Source organism: Vitreoscilla stercoraria DSM 513 (assembly GCF_000382305.1).
In the GTDB taxonomy this organism is placed as follows: Bacteria; Pseudomonadota; Gammaproteobacteria; order Burkholderiales; family Neisseriaceae; genus Vitreoscilla; species Vitreoscilla stercoraria.
This window is the reverse complement of the sequence record NZ_KB908027.1, coordinates 29,386-55,629: the sequence shown is the minus strand read 5'-3', so window position 1 is coordinate 55,629 and position 26,244 is coordinate 29,386. Positions and strand designations below refer to the sequence as shown.

The window sequence follows — 26,244 nt, the reverse complement described above, 5'->3', positions numbered from 1 at the left end:
CTTTTTGACATTTTAAAGCGTCCTGTAAATCTTTACAGGACGCTTTTTTCGATTTGAATTCATGCCTCAACATACCTTTTAATAGGCTTCATCTTTCCTAGGCTCATGCCCCAACACACACATTCACCCAAGCAGCCGTCTTCAAACCGATGAATTGGAATAGACCACCGCAGGTCGTTTCAATAAAAAGCGTGCGATGCGCAAATACCAATAATGGTATTTTGAAGCATACAATGTTTTGATCAGACCATTGTCACCGATTTCAAATGCCACAGGCAATCCTCTTAAAGGTGGGAAAGTGTGTTGCCATGTTCGAATGTGAAACACATAGGTTTTACCTTCAACACTGACAATTCCTCCGCCTGCTTTGACAGAGAAATCCACAATTTTTCCTTTATATTCCATCTCCATGACTCCTTTTCAGACCTCTTCAAACCAGATAGCGCTCCTTGATGATTAATATGAGGAGCCCAACTTTGCCTTGCTTAGAAAGCATATTACTCACGCGTGCAGACAAGTGGTGTCTCCTCTCCACATTAAGACCTCATTTTGCATAAAAAAATGACAATAGATTTGATATAAGTGAAAGTATTTCTTGCCCATACAAAGAGGCGTCCTGTAAAACTTTACAGGACGCCTCTTATATCCAAAACTGGCTATTTTTTAACTGTATTATTTTTGTGACTCAGGCAACAACCAGTTCAAAATCAATGCCGCAATACCACCTGTGGCTACGCCAGAGCTGAAAATATTGCGTATCAATTCAGGCATGTGTTCCAAATATTGTGGCACTTGTGCAATGCCCAAGCCCAAGCCCAAAGACACCGCAATAATCAGCAAAGCACGACGGTCTAGCGTGGTGCCCGCCAAAATATTAATACCCGAAGCGGCAACCGAACCAAACATCACAATGACCGCACCGCCCAAAACTGCTTCAGGAACCGCTTGAATCACGGCAGGCACCACAGGGAACAAGCCGAGCAATACCAACATGCCCGCAATCCACAAACCCACATGGCGGCTGGCAATCGAAGTCAATTGAATCACACCGTTGTTTTGTGCAAACACAGAACTTGGGAATGTATTGAACAAGCCTGCCAATAATGAATTGGCACCATTCACCAATACACCGCCTCTGACACGCTCCATCCAACGTGGACCTTCCACTTCTTGTTTGGACAATTTACTCGTTGCCGTCACATCGCCAATGGCTTCCAAAGATGTCACCAAATAAATGAATACCATCGGAATGAACAAAGCCCAAGAAAAACTCAAACCAAAATGCATCGGTTTAGGTACTTGGAATAAAGGCGCTTGCTCTAAAGCTGAGAAATTCAACAAGCCCATCACACCTGCCAACACATAGCCTACGACCAAAGCAATCAAAATAGACGCGCTTTTAACCCACACAATTTTGACGCGATTGAGCAAAATGATTAACACCAACACGGTCGCCGACAAAATCAAGTTTTCAAAATTGGCAAAACTGCCTGTTTGCATGGCGTAATAACCACCGCCCATACTCACCAAACCTTCTTTAATCAAGGTCAGACCAATGAGTAACACCACCACGCCGGTGACCAATGGTGTAATCAATTTTTTCACCCACGGCAAAATGCGAGAAACGCCCATTTCAATGAATGAGCCGACCATCACCACGCCAAAAATCGCTGCCATCACTTGCTCAACAGGCGTACCCGCCGCCACCATGCCACTACCGATGGCAATGATAGGACCAATAAAATTAAAACTGGTACCTTGCACAATCAACAAACCTGCACCAAATGGTCCCACTTTTTTACATTGCAAGAACGTCGCGATACCCGAAATCACCAAAGACATCGACAAAATCAAATTTGTATCGACTTCGCTCACGCCCAAAGCCTTACAAATCAAATAACCCGGTGTGACAATCGGCACCAAAATCGCCAATAAATGTTGCAAAGCTGCAAAAAACGCCACCAGAGGTTTCGGCTTATCATTGATGCCGTAAATCAACTCGGATGGCGCTTGTGGCGTAGAATTGTGTTCTTGTTGTGACATGATAATGTGACAAATGGATGAAAAGCGCGCATTATAAACCATACGCCACCTCATGAACACCTTAATGACTTGTTATTTCAATTATTTTTGCCAATAAGTTTTCACATTCACAAATTCATACAAACCAAATTCAGACAATTCTCGCCCAAATCCAGATTGCTTGATGCCACCAAATGGCAAGCGCAAATCGCTGCTGGTATGGCGATTGATGAACACACTGCCCGCTTGCAAACGCTTGGCCAAAGCCCAAGCTTGTTCGGTATCGTGACTGTAAACTGCTGCTCCCAAGCCAAAGCAAGTATCGTTGGCCAAGCGAATAGCATCCTCTTCGTCTTGCGCCCGCAACACGCTTAAAACGGGCGCAAACACTTCTTCTTGGTAAACACGACACGCGGCATTCACACCATCCAAAACGGTGGCTGGATAAAAATAACCCACGTTTTCAGGCAACACGCCACCACACAACACTTGTGCGCCATGCGCCACAGCGTCCTGTACTTGTGCATGGGCTTTTTGTTGCAATGTTTTGGTGTGCAAAGGCGCCAAAGTCGTTTCAGGACGCATCGGGTCACCCATCACCAAAGCCTCACTCAACGCCACCACTTTGGCAATGAGTGCATCGGCAATTTGTGGCGTCACAATCAAACGCTTAGCGGCATTGCACGATTGCCCTGCATCGCGAAAGCGCGAATACACCACGTCTTGCGCCGCTTGTTCAATGTCAGCATCATCCAACACAATGAAGGCATTGCTGCCACCGAGCTCCAACACACATTTTTTAATGTGTTTGCCCGCCAAACTCGCCAAATAGCGGCCTGTATCGGTCGAGCCAGTAAACGCCATCGCATCGGTTTGCACAATCGCTTCTTCTACCGCCTCATGTTCCAAATAAGCGGCCTGTAAAGGCAAATCGCTGCCGACCAAAGCCATTAATTTTTGCGTCACTTGTGCCACGCTTGGCGCAGGTTTCACCACACAAGCATTGCCTGCACACAAAGCTGGAATGGCAAAACGCATGATTTGCCACACAGGATAATTCCATGGCATCACTGCCAACACCACACCCAAAGGCTCAAACCGCACTTGCGATAAGCTCGCTTGCGTGGTGATGGTTTTGGCATCGAGCAACTCAGGCGCAAGTTTGGCGTAATACCGCACCAAATCCACCGTTTTATCAATCTCCGCCTCACACTCACGCAAACAACGTCCCACTTCCAAACACACCGCTTGCGCCAATTCATCTTTAGCCGCCTCAATGCGCAATGCCAATTGCAATAAAACAGCACAACGTTCGGTCACTTTTTTATCCGCCCAAAATTGTTGCTGTTCACGCAAATCCTTTAAAGCGTCCTGAAAATTATCCAACGTTTGTGCTGGTCTTTGCGCCAAGATTTGCGCACTGGCAGCATGAGTGCTGACATACATATTGCCTGTTTTTTTCACATCCATTTTATTATCATCATCCTGCTATTTTGAAACCAAAAATCTCTGCCCCTATGGCCATCATATTCACATCACAAAAAAACCCAGCTTAACGCTGGGTTTTGAGCATACGCATGTCGATGTATTAACGCAACACACCCGAACCATCAATCTCGATTTCCACGCGGCGGTTAGGCTGCAAGCAAGCAATCAATTGTTGACGACCCAATGTTTCATCACACTGCTTCACAGGCTGCGACTCACCCATACCACGAGGCTCAATCAAGTTCGCAGGAATGCCACGGTTCACCAAATATTGTGCAACAGTCACTGCACGGCGTTGTGACAATTGCAAATTATAGCTATCAGAACCCAAGTAATCGGTATGACCCACAACTACAATGCGATTCAAACGATCAAAACCACGCAAATTTTGAGCCAATTGGTCTAATTCAGCACGACCACCTGCCAAAATATCACTTTCGCCATATTTATCAAACGTGAACAAAGCGTCACCGCTCAAAGTATAGCGTTGAATCGTAGGCGCTGCAGCTGGCGCATTGCCTGGAGGACAAGTAGCGCCTGCTGGATCGACTGGATTCCAATAGAAAGATTGACCACGCATACCAGAATCAAACAATACTTTGAATTGACACGTGGTCACATCATTCGTACCTTGACCTGGAGTATGGAAATGGAACAAATAATTCCACTCACGCACACCAATAAAGCCTTCATTGTAATGAGGGCGACCCAATAAATAATACAATTGGTCTTTGGTCACACCAGCTTTGACTTGTGCCAAGCTAGATGGATCTGGAAAAGTACCCAAACTTTTACTAAATGTAGATGCGCTTGGCTTAGGCCAGCTTAAGCTGTTAGCAGAGCCATCTGCGCTGATTTTAGAGCTACCACATGCCGCTAACAATAAGGCCGTAGAAACTGCCAACGCTGCCTTAATTAATTTAGATGACGCTTTCATTGTCATTCCTTTTGCTAAGTTTTAATAATAAATGGAAAGCTTGGTTAATAACCATGACATGGCAATAATACCCCATTCTTTTAAAGCAATACATCTGTATTCTACGAATTAGTCTCAAATTGTTGCGAAGCGAGTGAGTATCTCTTGTCCTACCAGTGTGGCAACCCTCAATTCAGACCGACTCATTAAAACAACACTTCTAATCTCTTCACTCTAATGTTCAATTTTACAATCATATTGTGATATTTAACATTAGTCTCACACAGTCTTTGTATCCAATTTGTGCTTCAAGTTCCCACTTTTCAAGCATAAGTCACATTACACCTCATATATATAATTTTTGCATATAGAGCAGACTATTAATTCTTTCTCAAATGTTTTTGATTCCTCTATGATGAAAATCATATTGTCATCATTCTTATGGGAACAACACCATGTCACGCTTTTTGTCTTACACTTTGATGGTCGCTGCTGCAGCGAGTTTGGCAGCATGCGGTGGTCAAAAAACCGAAACAACACCCGCACAAACGCCTGCCAATGCTTCTTCATCTACCACAGCCGCACCCGCTGGCGGCGATGTAACCATTATGAACGTGTCTTATGACGTTATGCGTGACTTTTACAAAGAATACAACCCTTTGTTTGAAAAAGAATACGCTGCCAAACATGGTGGTGCCAAAATCACTATCGAACAATCGCACGGTGGCTCTAGCAAACAGGCTTTGTCAGTTGCCAATGGCTTAAAAGCCGATGTGGTCACAATGAACCAATCAAGCGATGTGGAGTTATTGGAGAAAAAAGGCTTGATTCAAGCTGGTTGGCAAGCCAAATTACCTGACAATGCCGTACCTTTTACCAGCACCACCGTATTTTTAGTGCGCAAAGGCAATCCTAAAGGCATCCAAGACTGGAACGACTTAATCAAAGATGGCAATCAAGTCATCATCGCTCACCCCAAAACCACCGGCAACGGCCGTTACAGCTTTTTAGCAGCTTATGGCCAAGCTTTAAAAGCCAACAATGGCGACGAAGCCAAGGCCAAAGAATACGTCAAAGCTTTCTTGAAAAATGTGCCGATTATGGACAATGGCGGTCGTGCAGCGACCACAACATTTGTCCAACGTGGCATTGGCGACGCCTTGATTACGTTTGAAAACGAAGCAAACTTGGCTTCTCGTGAGTTTGGCAAAGACCAATTTGAAATCATTTATCCTAAATACTCGATTAAAGCTGAAAACCCTGTTGCAGTCGTCGACAAAGTCGTCGTAGGCAAAGGCACGGGCGCAGCGGCCAAAGAATATTTGGATTATTTGTGGAGCCAGCCTGCGCAAGAATTGGCAGCGAGCTTGTATTTGCGTCCTAGCAATGCCGAAGTATTGGCAGCCAATCAAGACAAATTCCCTACTATGGAAACTTTCCGCGCCAACGACGTGTTCGGAACTTGGGATGAAATCATGAAGAAATTCTTCGCAGATGGCGGCGTTTTTGACGAAGTCAACAAGAAGTAAATCCATACCCAAAACGGCGTCCTGTAAAGGTTTACAGGACGCTTTTTTAACCGATTCGGACTGTCTATGTTGTTTTTAAAATCTCCTACAGTATTACCCGGCTTCAAGTTCAGCTTGGCGGTATCTGCGTTTTGGCTGTCTATTTTGGTATTGCTGCCTTTTTCAATGTTGGCTTTGAGCATTACCGACATGGGGTTGGCTGAATTTTGGCGCACCATCACCGAAGAGCAAGTTTTAGCCGCTTTGTGGCTGAGTTTGAAAGTGTCTTTTTATGCCGCTGCAATCAATTTGGTCTTTGGCACTTTGATCGCATGGGTCATTGTGCGTTACGATTTTTTTGGCAAAAGCATCATCAATGCCATTGTGGATTTACCTTTTGCGCTGCCCACTGCGGTGACAGGCATCACTTTGGCAACGCTGTATGCACCTAACGGTTGGATTGGGCAATTGTTAGCGCCTATGGGCATTAAAGTGGCGTTCACGCCATTGGGCATTTTGATTGCGTTAATCGTCGTGAGCTTGCCGTTTGTGGTACGCACAGTGCAGCCTGTATTGGAAGAATTACAACCTGAGCTCGAAGAAGCTGCGACCACCATGGGCGCGAGCCGCTTCACCATCATTCGGCGCGTAGTATTGCCAGAATTGGTACCTGCTTTGATTACCAGTTTTGGCATGATGTTTGCCCGTGCCACAGGTGAATATGGCTCTGTCGTTTTCATTGCTGGCAACATCCCTATGGTGTCGCAAATTTTGCCTTTGGTCATTACCTCTAAACTAGACTTGTTTGATGTTCAGGGCGCTTCTGCCGTGGCTTTGTTCATGTTGCTCATTTCATTTGTAATTTTGTCAGTATTGAACATTGCCCAATGGTCGGTCAGCCGTAAAATTGGAGCAAAAGTATGAGCATGACGCCTTTAGAACTCAAAACCAAAGCGGGTTTAACCGAACCAAAATGGATACGCATCACGTTAATCAGCGTGGCATGGATTTTCTTGGCTTTGCTTTTGCTCATTCCCTTGTGTGCCATTTTCATCGAAGCTTTGCGCCAAGGTTGGGATTTGTACATTGCCTCGCTCACCCATCCTGATGCCTTATCTGCCATCAAATTGACTTTGCTCACAGCCGCCATTGTGGTACCGATTAATGCGGTTTTAGGCGTGTGTATTGCATGGCTTTTGACCCGTTTTGATTTTCGCGGAAAGCAATTTTTAACCACATTATTGGATTTGCCGTTTTCAGTTTCCCCTGTGGTGGCAGGCTTGATGTTTATTTTATTGTTTGGCAGCAACAGCTTATTGGGCGGATGGTTAGAATCACACGGCTTTCAAATCATTTTTGCCATTCCCGGCATTGTTTTAGCCACTTTGTTTGTGACTTTCCCTTTTGTGGCGCGTGAATTGATTCCCTTAATGCAATCGCAAGGCGACAACGAAGAACAAGCGGCCTTAATTTTGGGTGCTTCAGGCTGGCAAATGTTTTGGCGCATTACCTTGCCAAACATCAAGTGGGCATTGCTATACGGCTTGATTTTGACCAATGCCCGCGCAATGGGTGAATTCGGTGCGGTGAGCATTGTTTCAGGACACATACGCGGTCAAACCAACACCATTCCTTTGCATGTAGAAATTTTGTACAACGAATACAATTTTGTCGCTTCGTTTGCAGCAGCGAGTTTATTAGCGGGCTTGGCATTATTGACATTGATTTTGCAAAATGTGTTGAACCATTTGCAAGAACGCAAAATGCGTGCCGCCACCCGTGAAGCCAAACCCGATACCGATTTAATTCAAGTGAAAAAGAGCCAAGCATGAGCATTACGATTAAGAACCTGAACAAACATTTCGGCGACTTTCATGCGCTGCAAAACATCAATTTACAAGTGCCTACTGGTGCTTTGGTGTCTTTACTCGGTCCTTCGGGCTGTGGCAAAACCACGCTTTTGCGCATCATTGCAGGCTTGGAAACCCATAATAATGGCGAAATTTGGTTTGGTGACCAAAATGTGAGCGACAAATCGGTGCGTGAGCGTGGCGTGGGCTTCGTGTTTCAAAACTACGCACTGTTTCGCCATATGACAGTGTTTGACAACGTCGCTTTTGGCTTACAAGTGTTGCCCAAAAACAAACGTCCCAGCAAAGACGAAATGGCTGAACGTGTGCATGGTTTGCTCAAAATGGTGCAATTGGAATGGCTCGCCAAATCGTATCCGCATCAATTGTCAGGTGGTCAACGTCAGCGCATTGCTTTGGCACGGGCTTTGGCGGTCAAACCACAATTGTTGTTATTGGATGAGCCGTTTGGTGCTTTGGATGCCAAAGTACGCAAAGAATTGCGCCAATGGTTGCGTGACATTCACCACGAATTCAATGTCACCAGCTTGCTCGTTACCCACGACCAAGAAGAAGCTTTGGAAATTTCCGACCAAATCGTGGTGATGAACCATGGCAAAGTCGAACAAGTCGGCAGTGGCGCACATTTGTACGAGCAGCCTGACAATGCTTTTGTAACGGAATTTTTGGGCGAAGTGAACCGCTTTGAAGGCTATATTGAGCGAGGCGAATTGGTTTTAGGCCATTTCCGCTACCAAGCAGTGCCGCCACAAGAAAAATGGAGCGAAGGCACCGCCACCGCTTATGTGCGTCCACACGAATTCACCATCAGCCGCGACCAAACAGGCAGCATGTTGGCAGCACAAATTCACCATATTTCGGTATTGGGTCCGATTGTGCGTGTGAGCTTATACGATGCCACAGGTCAAGACATCGAAGTGATGATTCCACACCAACAACAATTGCAACACCAATACCGTGTTAACGAAACAGTGTTTTTAACGCCGACCAATATCAGCGTGTTCTCGCAAAAAAGTTTGGTGGATTATGTCATTTGATGTTTCGCTTGCATTTGATTGAGCGGTAAACGGTTTTCTCTGCCACCAAAAGCGGCGGCCTGTAAACGCTTTGAAGTGCAATTGTTCATCTAAAATCCATACCGCACCGCCTTGCATATCGGTGCGGTATAATTCAATTTCATGCGCGCTCAACCGATTTTGCACCGCGGGCGTGGGATGGTGATAGGCATTGTTCCAACCTGAGGACGCAATGGCAATATCCGGATCCACCACATTGAGCCATGCACCGCTGCTTGAACCACTAGAGCCGTGATGACCCAAAATCAAAACAGTGCTGCGCAAATTGTGTCCATATCGCTGCAACAAGCCTGCTTCTTCAGCATGCCCTATGTCTGCAGGAATCAACACAGCTTGTCCTTGTGTCACCACACGCAACACACATGAACGGGCATTGGTGGTATTTTTAACGTTTTGCAGCGGCAATGTGAGCCACTCAAACCAAACGCCATCCCATTGCCATGCGTGCTCTCGGCAAGTGTGCGTTCGCCACTGCGGGTATGCTTGCGTGTCACTCACCCAAATGTTGTGCGCGGCAATGGTTTGTAATAACTCTGCTGCCGCCCCATCGTGATCGTCATCATGATGCGACAACACCAACACATCCAAGTCCCGCCAACCTTGTGCATATAGCGTAGGAATGATGGCTGTCTGTGCCGAGCTGCGCCCTGTATCAAACAACAAGCGATGGTTTTGTGTGTTGAGCAATACCGACAAGCCTTGTCCAACATCCAAGACTTGCAGGCGCAATTGTCCTTGTTCCAATACAGGCGGCCTGTAAACCATCCACAACACCATTATTAAAACCGTTACAGGACGCATCAATGCCGCTTGTGGCAACAAACACAAAAAAGCCGCCAGCAATGCCAAAATCAACATCCAAGTCGATTGTGCCGCAATCACATACTCCGGCGAATATGCCACCGCCCACACGCTGACATCCACACTGTATTGCGCCACCGCCACCACGCCTAATAATGGCGCATCCCATGGCAATAACACCGCCACCAATGCCCATGGCGTCAACACCCAACTGAACCACGGAATCGCGATGGCATTGAACAAAGGACTCAAAACAGGCACGATGTGAAAATAAGCCCCGACCAACACCACCGTCAACAACATCAAACCTGTTTGCACTCGCAATAGAACACGCCAAGTATTTCCACGCTCACGCCAAGCATGTGCTGCCCACATCATTATCGCCACCAAACCAAACGACAGCCACAAACCAATCGACAAAAAAGCCGCAGGCTGCAAACCCACTACCACCGCCAAAGCCCGCCACCATACTTGCCCTAAAGACAAACGCCATTTGCCTGTCAAAGCGATGGCAAATAACAACAACATCCATACTGTGCGCTGTGTCGGCACTTGAAAGCCTGCCACCAATGCATATAAAAACGCCACCGCCACGCCTGCCCAGCATTGCCACAACATCGGGGTTTTGACGGTATAAGGCAAGTAACGCAATAACGTTCCAACAAGCCATCCTACCAATACCGCCAACATCGTCACATGTACACCCGAAATACTGACCAAATGCACCACACCCAATTGGCGCATCGCTTGCCAAGTGCTTGAGCTCAAACCGTCCTGTACGCCCACAGTCAAAGCCGCCACCATCGCTTTGCCTTGATGGTTTGGCGTATTGAAGTTTTGCAAACGCTGCCACACATTTTCACGCCACAAACGCCAAAACTGCCATGTATTTTGCAAGCTGGATATTTGGCAATGTTTACCAATATGCGCACTGCCATCCATGCCATTGGCCAAAGCCCACGCCTCCACATGAAATCCTGCGGCATTCACCGCCCCAATATTCGGACGCAAACGCACATTGCATTGACTGATTTGCCCAACCTTCCATATTTGTTGATGCGCATCATAAGCATACACTTGAAATGTTTGACCATCTTGCAAGATGATTTGAGCCAAAAATCTTTGCCCATACGTTTGTTCGGTCGCCACATCCAAAACCGTCACTTGAGCAGTTTGCGGCACTATGGCATTTTGGATGGGCACTTGTTGCTCCAATGCCCATTGCAAACGGAAAAACGCATACACAAAACCCAAACACAAAAAGAGCCAAGCATGCCATTTTCCCCATTTGTGCGCAGCACAGCCCAACAAGCCAGCTGCCAACAACAGCCACAACCACGGCAGTGTGGGTAAAAACACACACAACATCACCCCCAAACACCACGCCACCCAAGCCATTTTGTGCCCTATTTCATCCCAATGCCCATGCTGATGGAGTGTTTGAGACCACAATTAATTTCCCAACACCAAGCTATAAGCTAAAATCCAATCGTTGATCAAGTATTAAAAAAGCGTCCTGTAAATGTTTACAGGACGCTTTTTTAATCATGCCAATACAATTTATGCTTCTAACCAAATGGCGCTGACCATGCGCCCTGTTTGACCATCACGGCGATACGAGAAAAAGTCTTCTCGTTGCAATACCGTACAGTGTTCGCCACCGTAAATATCCAAAATACCCAAAGCTTGCAAACGCTGGCGCGCCAGCAAATAAATGTCTGCCAAATATTTGCCATCGCCAATGTCAACAAATGCCTTGGCAGCTTGCGCATCGTGCGCCACAAATGCAGCACGCACTTCTTCGCCCACTTCAAACGCATCAGCACCAATGGCAGGACCCAAATAGGCTAATAAGCGACCTGTCACATTCATCGCCGCCACCGTGTTTTCAATCACGCCACCGACCAAACCACGCCAACCTGCATGCGCAGCCGCTACCACCGTCCCTGCCGCATCACACAGCAACACCGGCAAACAATCTGCCGTCATCACCGCACAAGCGGCCTGTCCATTGCAATTGACGCTGGCATCGGCATCAAGCAAATCTTGCAATGCCGCTTCCGCCTCCACCACATCAGTAGAATGGGTTTGATTCAAATAAGCCAAAGGCATGGACGCGTGTTGTTGCACCAACGCGCGGTTTTGCGCCACATGCTCCGCCACATCGCCCACATGCGCACCCACATTCAAACTGGCATACACACCTTCACTGACACCACCGTGACGAGTAGAAATCAAAGTTTTGACATTGGCAGGCGCTGGCCAATTGGCAGTAAAAACAGATTCAGACAAACGCGTTATGGCAAGGTTTTTCATGAAAACATCCTTCAATAAATCAAGCTTGAAATAATATTGCCCATTGTACGTTTGAAAATGGCACAGCCCAAGCCTTTCCCAGTCCATACAGCAACACCCACACCATGACGGTACATGTCTCCACATCTCAACACCATCAAAACCAAACCATAAGCGTCCTGTAATATAGACAGGATGCTTAAAACTCAAAAAAGCCTCGACAAAATATGCGAGGCTTTTTTAAACCAACTCAATGCAACCGTATTAATCGCGGACGTAAATCACTTCCACATCGTCGTCATCATCCCAATCGTCATCGTCGTCCATGCCCATTTCATCGGCATAACCCGCTTCATGTTGCAAAGATGAATCCAAACCCGCTTCCAAACGCAACAAAGACAACAAATGATACATATCGTCTGGCATCGACGCTTCAAACGACACCAATTCACCTGTCACAGGATGTACAAAACTCAAACGGTAAGCATGCAAAGCTTGACGGTGTAGGTTTTTCACCACTTCTTTGACTTTGTCAGAACACAGATGGCGGACATTACCATACACAGGGTCTGCCACCAATGGATGGCGCGCTTCACGCATGTGAACACGGATTTGGTGAGTACGGCCCGTTTCCAAAGCACATTCCACATAGCTGTGATTCAAATAACGCTCCAGCACTCGCACATGCGTAATCGCCTCTTTGCCACCATATTTGACCACCGCCATTTTCAAGCGATTGTGTGGGTCGCGACCAATCAAGGTTTCAATCTTGCCATCAAATGGTACGATACCATTGCACACTGCACGGTAAATACGCTTGACCGTACGTGCTTGTAATTGCTGTACCAAATTGTTTTGCGCTGGCAAAGTTTTGGCAACAACCATCAAACCACTGGTGTCTTTGTCCAAACGGTGCACAATGCCCGCTCGTGGCACTTGCGACAATTCAGGACAATAATGCAACAATCCGTTTAATAAAGTACCATTCCAGTTACCAGAAGCTGGATGAACCACCAAACCTGCTGGCTTATTGATAACAATGACAGTATCATCTTCGTAAATGATGTCTAAGTCCATCTCCTCAGCAGTAAACGCCGCGGTTTCCAAGCTAGGGGTGATGGTGACGGTTAAGTGTTCAGAACCAATGAGTTTGTGTTTCGGTTGAGCGGTCTTGCCATTGAGCATCACTTGCTCATCTTTGATCCATGTGGTGATGCGGCTACGTGAGTAGTCAGGCAGCATGTGTGCCAAGGCGGCATCCAACCGTTTACCTGCCAATTCATTTGGTACGGTCAACTCAATGACTTGAGCCTCTACCGCTAAATCCAAATCATCGTTATAATCTTCGGCGTTATTCAAGGAAATCTGCTTTCATGAAAAAAATTTTAATTGCCAGCTGTGTGGCGCTTGTTTTAACAGGTTGTGCCAATAAAGGTACTTCTGTCGACAAAGATGCCCAAATCACCCAATCGTGGACTGTGCAGCAGTTGTATACAGAAGCACAAGATGACTTGAACGGCAAAAACTATACCCGTGCTGTCAAATTATACGATATTTTGCAATCCCGTTTCCCAAATGGTCGTTATGCTCAACAAGCTCAGTTGGACAAAGCTTATGCGCATTATCGCGATGCTGAGCCTGCTAAGGCGTTAGCGGAATTGGATAGTTTTGAGAAAAAATATCCAAAACACGAAAATTTAGATTACGTGTTCTATCTACGCGGTTTGGTGGCTTTCAACGAAGACACCTCTTTTGTGACCAAATTGGCCTCTCAAGATTGGGCTGACCGTGACCAAAAAGCCAACCGCGAAGCCTATGGCCACTTCAATACATTGATTACACGTTGGCCTGACAGCAAATACGCACCTGATGCGCGCGATCGCATGAGCAAATTGGTGGTGGCATTTGCTGGCAATGAAATGGCCATTGCACGCTATTACTTAAACCGTGGTGCTTATGTTGCCGCAGCCAATCGTGCGCAAAACGTGATTCAACATTATCAAAACACACCGTTTACCGAAGAGGCATTAGCCATCTTGGCAGCGTCTTACGATAAATTAGGTCAAACCCAATTAAGCCAAGACACGCAACGTGTGTTGTTAAGCAATTTCCCGCAAAGCCAATTTTCGGAAGGTTGGAAGAGCAATGACATCCCTTGGTGGCGTTATTGGAAATAATCCTGATGTGATGGAATCAAGCGTCCTGTAAACTGACAGGGCGTTTTTTTATGTTCATTTTGAAACATGCCATCGGCTATTATAACCGACACAGCCACAGATATCACACCTAAGCTGCAAAGGAATGATTTTGTTGGCTCATATATGAACACACCACAGCCTCATGCAAATGGTTCATCTGCCTCATCACCGAGCGCCAATAACCAAACAAAGCAATGTCTAGCCACACACAAGCGACCTGTAAAACTGGTGGATGTGCTTGGTCTTCGGTCCATTCGTGCGACAAAGTCATCACAGCCTGATCAACCTACGCGCAATAAAATTGCCCATCATTCGGCAGCACTTCAATGCTGCGCCCTCAAGCGTTATCATTTTTCGCGTAGTCTCTCATCTTGACCACGGTTAGATACCCTTATGACCCTACCTGATGCCTTTTAATCGCCATCAGGCACCAAGACCGATGCCACACCCATATTGGCCAATTCATCTGCTCGTTCATTGCCTGCATTTCCTGCATGGCCTTTGACCCATTGCCACGATACCTCGTGTTGTTGCACCAAGTCATCCAATTGTTGCCACAAATCCACATTTTTGACAGCTGCTTTGGAAGCGGTTTTCCAACCACGCGCTTTCCAGCCTTCAAGCCACTCCTCCATGCCTTGCAACACATATTTGGAATCGGTATAAACCGTCACCACACACGATTGTTTTAACACTTTTAAGCCTGCAATCACTGCTGTCATTTCCATGCGATTGTTAGTGGTTTCTACTTCACCGCCAAACAATTCTTTAACGTGCTCGCCATATTGCAGCTTCACGCCCCAACCTCCAACGCCAGGGTTGCCTTTACAAGCGCCATCGGTATACATGGTGACGTGTTTTTTATTTGTGGTCATACTTTGGGCTTTCTGATGAAGCTGGATTCAAAATCAATTCGGTTTGTTTCAAATGTCGGTGCCGAGCATGCTCAGACAAAGGACGCAAATACACGGTTTGTTTGATGGCCAGCATCGCATACATCGCTGCCATATGCGGCCACCAACGATTGCCTGCCAATTCTAACCATTGCCATTTTGGCGAAGGGCGGCCTGTAAACAAAGGGCCATAATGGATAAAACGACTGCTTTGTGGCTGTAAATCCAATAATTTCAACCAATCTGCCATGTGTTTGGGCGTCACGCTTTGATGGCTGTGGCAAGCGGTCAAACGCTGCCATTGTTGAGATTGAATGCGCCACAAAGAATGTGGATTCAAATCCACAATCACCAATTGCCCATAACCACACAACACCCGTTGCACTTCGCGCAAAATGGCATGGCGGTTTTCATATTGGGACAAGGCAAATGGCAATACTACCAAATCCATGCTTTCGGTTGGCAAAGGCAAATAATCAAATTGAGCCACAATCGGCGCCTCTTGCTCAGCCATGATATAACGATGCACCACGCCCGTTTGTGGTAATAAGTCCACGCTTGGCAAGCCCAATTGCAGTGCATGCTCATAATGTTGCGTACCAATCAACTGTTGCAATTGGGTTTGCACTTGCGCCAAGATTTCTTTGCCATGTGGGTGTTGCAATAGCCATGTTTGTAGATGATTTGAATTCATTTTATACAAACACCATCAATTTACTTATCATAAAAAAATGTCCTTCTTGATGATTAAATTTTGTAAAAATTGCTTAAAAATCAGTTAATTTACACTTTTTAAGCAACTTGCTTAAATTGACAACATTTGTAAACACTTTTATTATCCACTGCAATTAAAATTCCTATTTCTGATTGTTATGACCCATTTCAAAACCCTGCTCCTGACTTTGACAGGTGTATCGATGGCACAAGCGTCGTTGGCGCAAGTGCAAACACCTTTTCAAACTCAAAAAATGGCGCATGACTTGATGCGTTTGAACTCTAGCTTGCTCCATGGCCAACAACAAAAATATACCAATGTTTTCGGTCGCATTGGCAGTCGTTTTGAAATGCCTGAAGTCAACTCAGAATTAGTGCGTCGCCACGAACAAAAATTCGCAAAAGAATCAGCGTATTTAAATCGTACCATCAAGCGCAGCGAACCTTATCTACACCATGTGGCAACCGAAGTCGAACGCCGCAATATGCCAGGTGAAATTGCGTTATTGCCTTTCATTGAAAGTGCTTTTGTCATCAAAGCAAAATCACCAGTGGGCGCATCAGGCTTATGGCAATTTATGCCAGCCACAGGTAAAGATTATGGCTTAGACCAAACCTATGTTTACGATGGCCGCCATGATGTTTATGCTTCCACCGATGCTGCTTTAAATTATTTGGAATATTTATACGGCTTGTTTGGTGATTGGTCTTTGGCATTGGCAGCGTATAACTGGGGACAAGGCAATGTGAGCCGTGCCATCAAACGTGCGGAAAGCCAAGGTTTGTTACCTGTGTATGAAAACCTCAATATGCCGCAAGAAACGCGCAATTATGCACCAAAATTACTGGCTTGGCGCAACATTCTACATAACCCAGCTGCTTTTGGCGTACAAATACCGCACATCAACGACGAAGCTTATTTCCAAGCTATCGACATCAACACCCCGATTGAAACTACCGTCGCAGCTCGCTTAGCAGGCATTAGCCATGATGAATTTTTACGCTTAAATCCAGGACCCAATTTACCTGTCTTCATTCCTGCTGAAAATCGTAAAATTTTATTGCCAACCGCTGCTGCCAACCAGTTCATGAAAAACTACCAAGCGAGCAAAGCAGAAGACTTATTATCTTATCAAGTTTATACGCCTCAATATTCTGAAAAAGCCGATGATGTCGCAGCCAGCTTTGGTATGAGTTATCAAGAATTGCGCCAACTCAATGGCTTAAAAGGCAATACTTTAAGCTCAGGTTTGCCTGTATTGGTGGCTAAAAACCGCTCACCCTTGCAAAACACAGACGCATCTTTACAACATGCTGTTTTAGAAATGGGTGCCAATTTCTTGCAACAACCTGCTGTGACCGTGCGCCAAGCCGATAGCTTGAGCAAACCACAAGCACAATTGGCTGGTGCACTGCCAATTAAAATGCGCGGCAGTCACACGCCTTATGGTTATGCTACGCCTGCGGCTTTGGCAGGTGCGGCGATGCCAATATCTAACCAAAACTTTGCAGCATCTGAAATAGAGCGGCCTGTAAGCCATATTCAAGTGGCACAAGCAGAAAGCTTTACCCATACGACGCCAGCGGTGAATACAGCGTCCTTAACACCTACCGTCAATTTATTGCAAACGCCCAAAGCGCGCACCAGCCAACAAATGGCCACAGCCGATCCTTTGTCTAATTTGATGAACCATCGCAGCAACACACGTCCAACGCCTGCTGTACAAGCAGTCGCCAAAGCACCTGTTGCAACGCCAAGCGTTGCCATCAATACGCCTGTTCTGCAAGAAAATATGGTACTCACACAAGCACCGTCCACGCAAAATATGGTTTTAGAAGCAGCGAACATACCGAAGTTACAAAACAATATGGCGCTGACTCAAGCGGTCAACATCACTGAAAACCAAGCCTCTGCAAACCAGATTACCGACGCCAATACAGTGGCTACTGATATACAAGCGGCAAGTATTGAATTGACAGAAGTTCAAACCACACCGATTGCAGCGTTGCAATTGGATGAGAACCATGCTGCCAATTCCGTACGCTTGGCAATTGAACGTGAAAATGAGCGTGAGGCACGCGAAGAAGCGCGTTTGGCCAAATTACAAGCAGAAGCAGAAAAACGAGAACGCCAATTGGCCAATGCCAATGAACACAAAGTATCTTCTGGTGAAACTTTGTACAGCATTGCCAAAACGTATGATATGCAAGTGTCTGAATTGCTCGCTGCCAATGGTTTAGAGAGCAATACCATCAAAGTAGGTCAAACTTTGAAAGTGGGCAAAGCTGCTGACAAAGCCATTCAATTGGCACAAGCCAAAGACAGCCAAGCTCAGAAAAAACAAGCTACCAAAGACCAAAATACGCCTAAAAATGTCAATTACGTGGTACGCAAAGGCGATACTTTGATGAGCATTGCTGGCAAGTTCAATGTACAAGTCAATGATTTGAAAAAATGGAACAACACTGGCAGCAATTTGCAACCTGGTCAAAAACTGATGTTACGCCAATTGTAAAATTGCATTGCAATATGAAAAAAAACAGCCTTGATGGCTGTTTTTTTTTGATTTTTATGGTCTGATATTGCCTATGGTCGTGATTGTTATGTGCCATGTCGTTATCTGAATGTTGGCATTTAAAAACCTTCTTTACAATGGCAAATATAATAAACCTCATTTACCGTGATACATCACAGACAGGTACCTTTTTATGATTAGCGTTTTTGACATTTTCAAAATTGGTCTGGGTCCTTCTAGCTCTCATACTGTGGGTCCGATGAAAGCAGCTGCTGCTTTTGTGGCTCAATTGCAAAGCAATGGCTTGTTGTATCAAACCCAACGCCTTGCTGTAGAAGTCTATGGCTCATTGGCATTAACAGGCGAAGGTCATGCAACGTTTGAAGCCATTTTATTGGGTTTAGAAGGCGAACAACCTGACTCTGTCGACTTAGACAGCATTCCTGCTCGCTTAGCGGCCATCAATAATCAAGCCATTTTGCCTTTGAGCGCAGACTACAGCATTGAATTTATTGTTGCCCGTGACATTGTGATTCGCTATGCCGAAAGCCTTCCAAAACACCCCAATGGATTGCGCTTTACCGCTTATGATGTCAACGAAAAAGAAATTGCACAGCAAATATATTATTCCATTGGCGGCGGTTTTATTGTCACCGATGCCGAGTTCGGTCAAGACTTAAGCAGTGGTATCTGCGTACCTTACCCTTTTCACAATGCCCAAACCATGGCGGAACAGTGCCAAACCCACAATATCAGTTTGTCTGAATTGGTTTTGGCCAACGAAATGGCTTTGCAGCAAGCCGATGTCGCAACAGTGAAAAAACGCATCTGTGATGTGGCGCAAGTCATGTTTGATTGTGTGGAACGTGGTTTAAACCAAACAGGTGAATTACCAGGCGGCCTGAAAGTCACCCGCCGAGCCCCATTATTGGCTGCAAAATTAGGAGACTTGCGTGAAGGCAATCAAGTGAACACGCAATTGTGGCCGATGGTGTTTGCAATGGCAGTAAATGAAGAAAATGCTGCAGGCGGCCGTGTCGTTACGGCACCGACCAATGGCGCAGCAGGCATCATTCCCGCTGTTTTAACCTATTATCGCCGCTTTCACCCGTTGTCTAGCGATGATGGCGTGGTGCAATTCATGTTAACTGCTGCCGCAATTGGCATGTTATACAAAATGAATGCCTCTATCTCAGGCGCGGATGTGGGTTGTCAAGGCGAAGTAGGTGTGGCTTGCTCGATGGCCGCAGGTGCTTATTGTGATGTCAGCGGTGGTACGATTTGGCAAATTCAAAATGCAGCAGAAATGGCCATGGAACACCATTTGGGCTTGACTTGCGACCCTGTGGGCGGTTTGGTACAAATTCCATGTATCGAGCGCAATGGTATTGGTGCTGAAAAAGCCATTAAATTGGGTTCTTTGGCTTTGCTTGAAGATGGCTTGGGTAAAAAAGTGTCGTTAGATGCCGTCATTGCAACCATGTTACAAACGGGTCGAGACATGAAACACATCTACAAAGAAACCTCTTTGGGCGGCTTGGCAGCGACCATGAAACACAAAATGATTCCAGTTTCAGTGTCTGTGATTGAGTGTTGAGTTTGTGCAAGGCAAGATTGCGGTATACTGTCGTTTTCCAGCATGAATCCTGCAATAAATGGATACACATTACTACAGCGTCAGCCTTGCCACAGGCGAGCATTTGGGCTTTTTGGTCACTGTCTTAGAAAGCGAAGACGGTGCGTCCGCTTTTGGTCAAGCCATGCTTAAAATTCAACCCAGCGATGATGCTTGGCTTACGCGTCCTGAAAGCATGGCTTTAAATCACTTAATGGTTCATCAACCATTGCAATGGCAACATCAAAATGATGGTATCGTATTGCGCGATGACTCAGGCTCGGTGTTGACACGCATGGTCGATGGCTACTTCAAATGGCAAGGTCATGTGTTTTTGGTCAATGACATTTCCAGCACAATGTGATGTGAACAAGCGATGTCTCACTGATTCGAACCCATATCATCATTGACTATCGTTTGACCTGAATCAGGTTAGCAAAACCTTATTTGCATACTAAAACGACGCTCTTTAACCAAATCAACTTCATAAAAGAGTTTACAGGACGCCTTTATGTTTGAATTTGCCCGTACCCGCCGCTTTGCACCTTTGTTTGCCACCCAATTTTTGGGTGCATTCAATGACAATTTATTCAAAACCGCTTTAGTCACCCTCATCAGCTTTTACAGCTTGGGCAGTGATAGTGGTGTGCGTCCTGAAATTTTGGTCGCCATCAGTACGTTGCTGTTTGTTTTGCCCTATTTTTTGTTCTCATCCATTTCAGGACAAATGTCCACCCGTTGGAACAAAGCTACCTTGGCCAAAGCCACCAAAATTTGGGAAGTGCTGATTATGTTGGTGGCCGCTTATGGTTTTATCAACAACCAAATTTGGCTATTGATGGGCTGTTTGTTCATGATGGGCACACAATCAACCGTTTTTGGCCCTGTCAAATATGCCATTTTGCCTGAATACTTACCAAATAAAGAATTGCTCAACGGCAACAGCTTGATTGAAAGCGGCACGTTTTTAGCGATTTTATTGGGTCAAATTTTTGGTGCTTTGATGGTCGCAGGAGGCACATACGTGGTAGTCGCTGTGATTGTGTTGGTAGCGATATTGGGTACGGTGACCAGTTTTTACATGCCCGCTACACCACCGCAAAACCCTGCGCAAAAAGTTCAAATCAACATTGTTGGTTCGACTCGTGATTTGCTTCAACAAGCAGCCAGCATCAAACCGATTAAAACGGCCATCATCGGCATTTCATGGTTTTGGTTGGTCGGTTCGGTATATACCACGCAATTGTCGAGCTTTGCCAAAACCTATTTGGGTGACTCAGAAGCCTTGTTTTCCGTTTTATTGGCCATGTTTTCCATCGGCATTGGTATCGGTTCGATTTTGTGTGCCAAACTCAGCCACGGCCGTTTGAATTTGCGTGTGGTTTTATGGGGCGCGGCAGGTATGGCCATCAGCGGCGTGTTGTTTGCCGTACATACTTTTGGCTTACCACCTGCCAATCCTGATACCAGCATCTGGATATTTTTAAGCCAAGCCCAGAATTATTATTTATTGGGTTTGCTCACTTTAATGGGCTTTTTTGGTGGCTTTTTCTCAGTGCCTTTATACACTTGGTTACAAACTGCCAGCTCCGATGCTTTTCGTGCCCAAGCGGTTGCGGCCAACAATATCATCAACGGTTTGTTCATGGTGGCAGGTGCTTTAATCAGCTCGGTGGTCATTTTTGTTTTTGACAGTTTGGGCTTATTGTTTTTAATTTTGGCTTTGGGCAATATTGGCATCATTTATTTTTTAAGCCGTTTAAGCCCTGAAATGTTGGGCAACCATGCTGTAACAGACACACAGGCCAAACAATGAAATCTTTGTTTTATACTGGCTTATTCTTATTGAGTTTGCATACGCCTGCTTGGGCATTTGATTTACAGGACGCTTGGAATGCCGCGTTAAACCACGATGCTGGACATACAGCCAATGCCTATGCGCGTCAAGCTGCGCAAGAACAAACCACCCAAGCGCGTGCTTATTTATTGCCCTATGCCAGTTTGGGTGCCAATTACCAACGCAATAAACCGCTAGAGCCCAATGCCGATTCGTATAGCCAACACGGTTACAGCGTCCAAGCCACACAAACTTTGTTTGATGCAGGCAAATTGGCAGACTATCGCCAAAGCAAGATTGCGGTGCGTTTGGCAGATACACAATTTGATTTGTCTGAACAACAATTGCTGTTAGATGTCAGCCAAACGTATTTTGATGTTTTAACAGCGCATGACATGATTGCAGCGACAAATGCCTCCAAAGCTTCATACCAACGCCAATTAGACCAAGCCAAAACCATGTTTGATGTCGGTGCGGCAACGATAGTCGACACGCATGAAGCGCAAGCGGGTTTGGATGCAGCGCAAGTACAATGGCTCAATGCCCAACACAAATTGTCTGTGGCACAAGAAAAATTGCGCCATTTAACGGGTTTGAATCCTGAAGACATTCAAGTGTTACAAGCTGGCAAAGTGGCTCAAATTCTCCCTTTGCACACTTTGGCTTATTGGCAAGAGCAAGCACAAGCCAACAGCAGCAATATTGCCGCCAAAGCTTTGGCAGTGGAACAAGCGCAAGAAACGATTAAAAAAGCTTATGCACAAATGTATCCCAAAATTGAGTTACAGGCCGCTTATCAAGACCAACATCAACAAGCCTCTGCTGCTACTTTAGGTCAAGCCACCCACAATCGCGGTGCATCCATAGGCGTACAACTGAGTATGCCATTGTATGCTGGCGGTGGCATCAGCAGTTATCGCCGTCAAGTGGAATCTGAATTATTGCAACGCAAAGAAGAATTGCTTGCCGCTAAGCGTGAAATAGAATTGCAAGTGCGGGAGCGTTATTTGAATGTGCAAAACGGCTTGGCGCAAGTGAAAGCTTTGGAGCAATTGCTGTTAAGCAATCGCAAAAAATTAGAGTCTAGCCAATTAGGGCAACAAGTGGGTGTGCGCAGCAATTTGGATGTGGTGATGGCACAGCAAACCTATGCCGATGCCGAGCAGCAATTGGCAGCGGCACGTTATCAGTATTTACAAGCGCAATTGGCCTTGGCTCAAAGTGCGGGTCAATTGCAAAGTGGCGCCACTTTGGCTCACATTAATCAAGCCATTTCCCAGCAAACGCTTCGCAAACAGCCCTAAATAATGGCATAATCAGAACGCCTCTTATGAGGCGTTTATTATTTTATGTTGATTGAAACAATGGTTTTAACCTTGCACCATCAACCTCCGTACAACGCTTTGACAGGTAGACAGGCATCATGCTGCTGATGATTGATAATTACGACAGTTTCACCTATAACATCGTGCAATATTTGGCGCAACTGGGACAAGAAGTGGTTGTCAAGCGCAATGATGAAATCAGTTTGGACGACATCAGCGCCCTGAATCCAGATTATTTGCTCATCGGTCCCGGTCCATGTGACCCGCAACAAGCAGGCATTTCTTTGGCAGCCATCCGCCATTTTGCTGGTCAAATTCCGATTTTAGGTGTGTGTTTGGGACATCAATCCATAGGCGAGGCTTTTGGCGGACGCATTGTGCGTGCCAAAACCTTGATGCATGGCAAAATTTCAGCCGTACACCACACCGACAGCGGTGTGTTCGCCACTTTAAACAACCCTGTCAATTGCACCCGCTACCACAGTTTGGTGATTGAAAAAGACAGTTTGCCAGCCTGCTTAGAAATCACCGCTTGGACAGACGATGGTGAAATCATGGGCGTGCGCCATAAAACTTTGGCCATAGAAGGCGTACAATTCCATCCTGAAGCGTTGTTAACTGAATCGGGCCATCAAATGTTTGCCAATTTTTTAACCCAACACGCTACTGCTTGATTTTTTGACCACACGGCATCGTCCGTGTTTTTGCATTAAAAGGACCACACATGATTACGGCCACCGAGGCTTTGAACCGCTTGATTGATCAAAATGAATTGTTCTACGACGAAATGACCGATTTGATGCGTCAAATCATGTCGGGACAATTGCCTGCCGAAGTGGTTGCAGCTTTGCTCATCGGATTGCGTATTAAGGTTGAAACCGTTTCGGAAATTACCGCTGCTGCCAATGTCATGCGTGAATTTGCTACCAAAGTGCCAACTCAAAACAAACAACATTTGGTTGATATTGTTGGCACAGGTGGCGACCAAGCCCATACTTTCAATATTTCGACCACTTCGATGTTTGTCGCCGCAGGCGCAGGCGCACGCATTGCCAAACATGGCGGTCGTGCCGTGTCTTCTTCTAGTGGTGCTGCGGACATCATCGAGCGCATGGGCGTGGCAATGACTTTGTCTTCTGAGCAAGTCGGTCGTTGTATTGATGAAATTGGCTTGGGTTTTATGTTTGCGCCGAATCATCACAGTGCGATGAAATATGTGGCTCCCGTGCGCAAGGCTTTGGGTGTGCGCACCATTTTCAATATTTTGGGTCCCTTAACCAATCCAGCCGATGCTCCCAACCAAGTTTTAGGTGTATTCCACCGCGATTTGGTCGGCATTTTGTCACGCGTGTCACAACAAATGGGACGTGAACATGTATTGGTGGTTACAGGTAGCGATGGCTTGGACGAATTGACCATCACCGGTAAAAGCCATATTGCCGAATTAAAAAATGGTCGTATCGAACAATACACGATTCATCCTGAAGATTTTGGCTTGGCGGTCATTGACGATTTGCGCCCTTTAAAAGCACAAACCGCAGAAGAGTCTTATGTCAAAATGAACAGCGTTTTAGATGGCGAAGCCAGTCCTTGTCGTGACATTGTGGTGTTGAATGCTGCAGCGACCTTAATTGCCGCCAATTTGGCTGATGGTTTTGAAAGCGGCGTGGCCATGGCACAAGCTGCCATCGACAATGGTAAAGCCAAACAAGCGCGTCAACAATTAATTGATTTTTCTCAGCAACTTGCTGCACAGGATTAACACATGAGCCCTACACCCACTTTAAACGCCGACATTTTCAAGGCGTATGACATTCGTGGTGTCGTCAATGAAACCTTGACCCAAGAAGCGGTATACCACATTGGTTTGGCCATCGCCCTCCGTGCACGCCAATTGGGTGTAAGCCATATTGCTGTCGGTCGTGATGGCCGTTTATCAGGTCCTGATTTGGTCAACAGTTTGGCAAACGCTTTACAGGACGGTGGTTTGAATGTGGTTGATGTTGGTATGGTCGCCACACCAATGTTGTATTTTGCAGCACATACTTTGACCCAAGGCTCAGGCATCATGGTCACAGGCAGCCACAATCCACCGCAATACAATGGTTTGAAAATGATGCTTGCAGGCACCACGTTGTCAGGTGATGCCATTCAAGATTTGTATCAATCTATTGTACAAGGCCAAGCCACTGCTCACCATGAGCGTGGACAATTGAGCCAAGCTGATGTCAGCGCCAATTACCAAGCACGCATCGTCAGCGACATCCAATTGTCTCGCCCCATGAAAATCGTCATTGATGCAGGCAATGGCGTTGCAGGCGCATTTGCAGGCGATTTGTACCGTGCTTTGGGTTGTGATGTGACCGAATTGTTTTGCGATGTTGATGGCACTTTCCCCAACCACCATCCCGACCCTGCCAAACCTGCCAACTTGCAAGATGTGATTGCCGCTTTGAAAGCAGGCGATGCTGAAATTGGCTTGGCTTTTGATGGCGATGGCGACCGCATTGGTGTGGTCACTAAAGACGGCAACATCATTTGGCCAGATCGCCAATTGATGCTGTATGCAGCCGATTTATTGCAACGTGAGCCGAATGCCAAAATCATTTACGATGTCAAATGCACCCGTTTGTTAGCGCCTTGGATTGAACAACATGGCGGTCAGCCGATTATCAGCCGCACAGGTCACAGCTTGATTAAAGCGGCGATGAAAGAACATGGCGCAGCTTTAGCGGGCGAAATGAGTGGACACACATTCTTCAAAGAGCGTTGGTTTGGTTTTGATGATGGTTTGTACACGGGCGCGCGTTTGTTGGAAATTTTATCCCAACACGATAATCCTAGTGCCATTTTGAATGCTTTGCCTGAGGCTTTGTCTACGCCTGAATTGAATATTGCCATGCCAAACGAAGGCGACAATCACCGCGTAGTGGCACAATTACAGCAACAAGCACAATTCCCACAATCGCAAACCATCATCGACATCGATGGCTTGCGGGTAGAATATGCACAAGGTTTTGGCTTGATTCGTGCCTCCAATACCACGCCTGTGTTGGTGTTGCGTTTTGAAGCTGAAACCGAGGCAGCTTTGGCAATGATACAAAACGAGTTCAGAGCCGTATTACAGCAAGCAGGCATTGAAGATTTGCCGTTTTAAAAATAGCGGTTA

At 46.1% G+C, this 26,244-nt stretch carries 23 protein-coding genes; 13 read left to right on the top strand and 10 right to left on the bottom strand.

From position 1 onward, the window contains the following. Positions 1–141 precede the first annotated feature (141 nt). The 4 genes from H150_RS0108710 to H150_RS0108695 form a co-directional block, all read right to left on the bottom strand. On the bottom strand, positions 142–405 hold the full coding sequence (locus tag H150_RS0108710) for a hypothetical protein (RefSeq protein ID WP_019958673.1): 264 nt from the start codon (positions 403–405) through the stop codon (positions 142–144). 267 nt (positions 406–672) lie between these two features. After that, positions 673–2,043 carry a uracil-xanthine permease family protein gene (locus H150_RS0108705; protein WP_040755836.1) on the bottom strand — a complete coding sequence of 457 codons (1,371 nt, stop codon included), beginning with the start codon at positions 2,041–2,043 and terminating at the stop codon, positions 673–675. An 81-nt stretch (positions 2,044–2,124) separates the two neighbouring features. After that, positions 2,125–3,468 carry an aldehyde dehydrogenase family protein gene (locus H150_RS0108700; RefSeq protein ID WP_026353602.1) on the bottom strand — a complete coding sequence of 448 codons (1,344 nt, stop codon included), beginning with the start codon at positions 3,466–3,468 and terminating at the stop codon, positions 2,125–2,127. 142 nt (positions 3,469–3,610) lie between these two features. After that, positions 3,611–4,447 (bottom strand): OmpA family protein, encoded by an 837-nt coding sequence (locus tag H150_RS0108695; RefSeq protein ID WP_019958670.1) that lies wholly within the window; start codon positions 4,445–4,447, stop codon positions 3,611–3,613. Between the two features lie 434 nt (positions 4,448–4,881). Between H150_RS0108695 and H150_RS0108690 the strand changes: the two genes are divergently transcribed. From H150_RS0108690 to H150_RS0108675, 4 genes are all read left to right on the top strand, one after another. After that, entirely contained in the window at positions 4,882–5,955 is a 1,074-nt protein-coding gene (locus H150_RS0108690; RefSeq protein ID WP_019958669.1) for a sulfate ABC transporter substrate-binding protein, read from the top strand. A gap of 66 nt (positions 5,956–6,021) precedes the next feature. Beyond that, complete coding sequence (cysT, locus tag H150_RS0108685; RefSeq protein WP_019958668.1) at positions 6,022–6,858, top strand: sulfate ABC transporter permease subunit CysT; 837 nt, start codon at positions 6,022–6,024, stop codon at positions 6,856–6,858. Next, positions 6,855–7,766 (top strand): sulfate ABC transporter permease subunit CysW, encoded by a 912-nt coding sequence (gene cysW / locus H150_RS14110; RefSeq protein ID WP_019958667.1) that lies wholly within the window; start codon positions 6,855–6,857, stop codon positions 7,764–7,766. Before cysT ends, cysW begins: the two co-directional genes overlap by 4 nt. Further along, positions 7,763–8,842 (top strand): sulfate/molybdate ABC transporter ATP-binding protein, encoded by a 1,080-nt coding sequence (locus H150_RS0108675; protein ID WP_019958666.1) that lies wholly within the window; start codon positions 7,763–7,765, stop codon positions 8,840–8,842. Before cysW ends, H150_RS0108675 begins: the two co-directional genes overlap by 4 nt. On the opposite strand, the gene H150_RS14105 is transcribed toward H150_RS0108675, so the two are convergent. The 3 genes from H150_RS14105 to rluD all read right to left on the bottom strand — a co-directional run bounded on the left by H150_RS14105 (position 8,783) and on the right by rluD (position 13,336). Then, entirely contained in the window at positions 8,783–11,134 is a 2,352-nt protein-coding gene (locus H150_RS14105) for a DNA internalization-related competence protein ComEC/Rec2 (protein WP_155970506.1), read from the bottom strand. The genes H150_RS0108675 and H150_RS14105 overlap by 60 nt on opposite strands. A gap of 108 nt (positions 11,135–11,242) precedes the next feature. Then, positions 11,243–11,998 carry a peptidoglycan editing factor PgeF gene (gene pgeF / locus H150_RS0108665; protein WP_019958664.1) on the bottom strand — a complete coding sequence of 252 codons (756 nt, stop codon included), beginning with the start codon at positions 11,996–11,998 and terminating at the stop codon, positions 11,243–11,245. A 243-nt stretch (positions 11,999–12,241) separates the two neighbouring features. Further along, a complete protein-coding gene (gene rluD / locus H150_RS0108655; RefSeq protein WP_019958662.1) occupies positions 12,242–13,336 on the bottom strand; it encodes a 23S rRNA pseudouridine(1911/1915/1917) synthase RluD in 1,095 nt (364 codons plus the stop codon). 14 nt (positions 13,337–13,350) lie between these two features. Between rluD and H150_RS0108650 the strand changes: the two genes are divergently transcribed. Beyond that, positions 13,351–14,154, top strand: coding sequence for an outer membrane protein assembly factor BamD (locus H150_RS0108650; protein WP_019958661.1), 804 nt, complete (start codon positions 13,351–13,353; stop codon positions 14,152–14,154). Between the two features lie 109 nt (positions 14,155–14,263). Here the strand turns inward: H150_RS0108650 and H150_RS0108645 are convergent, their stop codons facing one another. The 3 genes from H150_RS0108645 to H150_RS0108635 form a co-directional block, all read right to left on the bottom strand. After that, positions 14,264–14,446, bottom strand: a complete 183-nt coding sequence (locus H150_RS0108645; protein ID WP_019958660.1) for a hypothetical protein — start codon at positions 14,444–14,446, stop codon at positions 14,264–14,266. A gap of 142 nt (positions 14,447–14,588) precedes the next feature. Then, positions 14,589–15,050, bottom strand: coding sequence for a ribonuclease HI (gene rnhA / locus H150_RS0108640; protein WP_019958659.1), 462 nt, complete (start codon positions 15,048–15,050; stop codon positions 14,589–14,591). Next, positions 15,037–15,762 (bottom strand): class I SAM-dependent methyltransferase, encoded by a 726-nt coding sequence (locus H150_RS0108635; RefSeq protein ID WP_019958658.1) that lies wholly within the window; start codon positions 15,760–15,762, stop codon positions 15,037–15,039. The genes rnhA and H150_RS0108635 overlap by 14 nt, the downstream gene beginning before the upstream one ends. 223 nt (positions 15,763–15,985) lie before the next feature. Here H150_RS0108635 and H150_RS0108630 point away from each other — a divergent pair, with 223 nt between their 5' ends. The 8 genes from H150_RS0108630 (at position 15,986) to H150_RS0108595 (ending at position 26,232) form a co-directional block, all read left to right on the top strand. Next, positions 15,986–18,298, top strand: a complete 2,313-nt coding sequence (locus H150_RS0108630) for a LysM peptidoglycan-binding domain-containing protein (RefSeq protein ID WP_019958657.1) — start codon at positions 15,986–15,988, stop codon at positions 18,296–18,298. 193 nt (positions 18,299–18,491) lie between these two features. Further along, entirely contained in the window at positions 18,492–19,895 is a 1,404-nt protein-coding gene (locus H150_RS0108625) for an L-serine ammonia-lyase (protein WP_019958656.1), read from the top strand. Positions 19,896–19,953: 58 nt separating this feature from the next. Further along, complete coding sequence (locus tag H150_RS0108620) at positions 19,954–20,277, top strand: HLGFF motif protein (RefSeq protein ID WP_019958655.1); 324 nt, start codon at positions 19,954–19,956, stop codon at positions 20,275–20,277. A 147-nt stretch (positions 20,278–20,424) separates the two neighbouring features. After that, positions 20,425–21,729 carry an MFS transporter gene (locus H150_RS0108615; RefSeq protein WP_019958654.1) on the top strand — a complete coding sequence of 435 codons (1,305 nt, stop codon included), beginning with the start codon at positions 20,425–20,427 and terminating at the stop codon, positions 21,727–21,729. Then, positions 21,726–23,054 carry a TolC family outer membrane protein gene (locus H150_RS14100; RefSeq protein ID WP_019958653.1) on the top strand — a complete coding sequence of 443 codons (1,329 nt, stop codon included), beginning with the start codon at positions 21,726–21,728 and terminating at the stop codon, positions 23,052–23,054. Before H150_RS0108615 ends, H150_RS14100 begins: the two co-directional genes overlap by 4 nt. A gap of 119 nt (positions 23,055–23,173) precedes the next feature. Next, complete coding sequence (locus tag H150_RS0108605) at positions 23,174–23,749, top strand: anthranilate synthase component II (RefSeq protein ID WP_026353600.1); 576 nt, start codon at positions 23,174–23,176, stop codon at positions 23,747–23,749. A gap of 50 nt (positions 23,750–23,799) precedes the next feature. After that, on the top strand, positions 23,800–24,837 hold the full coding sequence (gene trpD, locus H150_RS0108600; RefSeq protein ID WP_019958651.1) for an anthranilate phosphoribosyltransferase: 1,038 nt from the start codon (positions 23,800–23,802) through the stop codon (positions 24,835–24,837). Positions 24,838–24,840: 3 nt separating this feature from the next. Continuing rightward, the gene (locus tag H150_RS0108595) at positions 24,841–26,232 is read left to right on the top strand and encodes a phosphomannomutase/phosphoglucomutase (RefSeq protein WP_019958650.1); all 1,392 of its coding nucleotides are present in this window, start codon (positions 24,841–24,843) and stop codon (positions 26,230–26,232) included. Positions 26,233–26,244 lie beyond the last annotated feature (12 nt).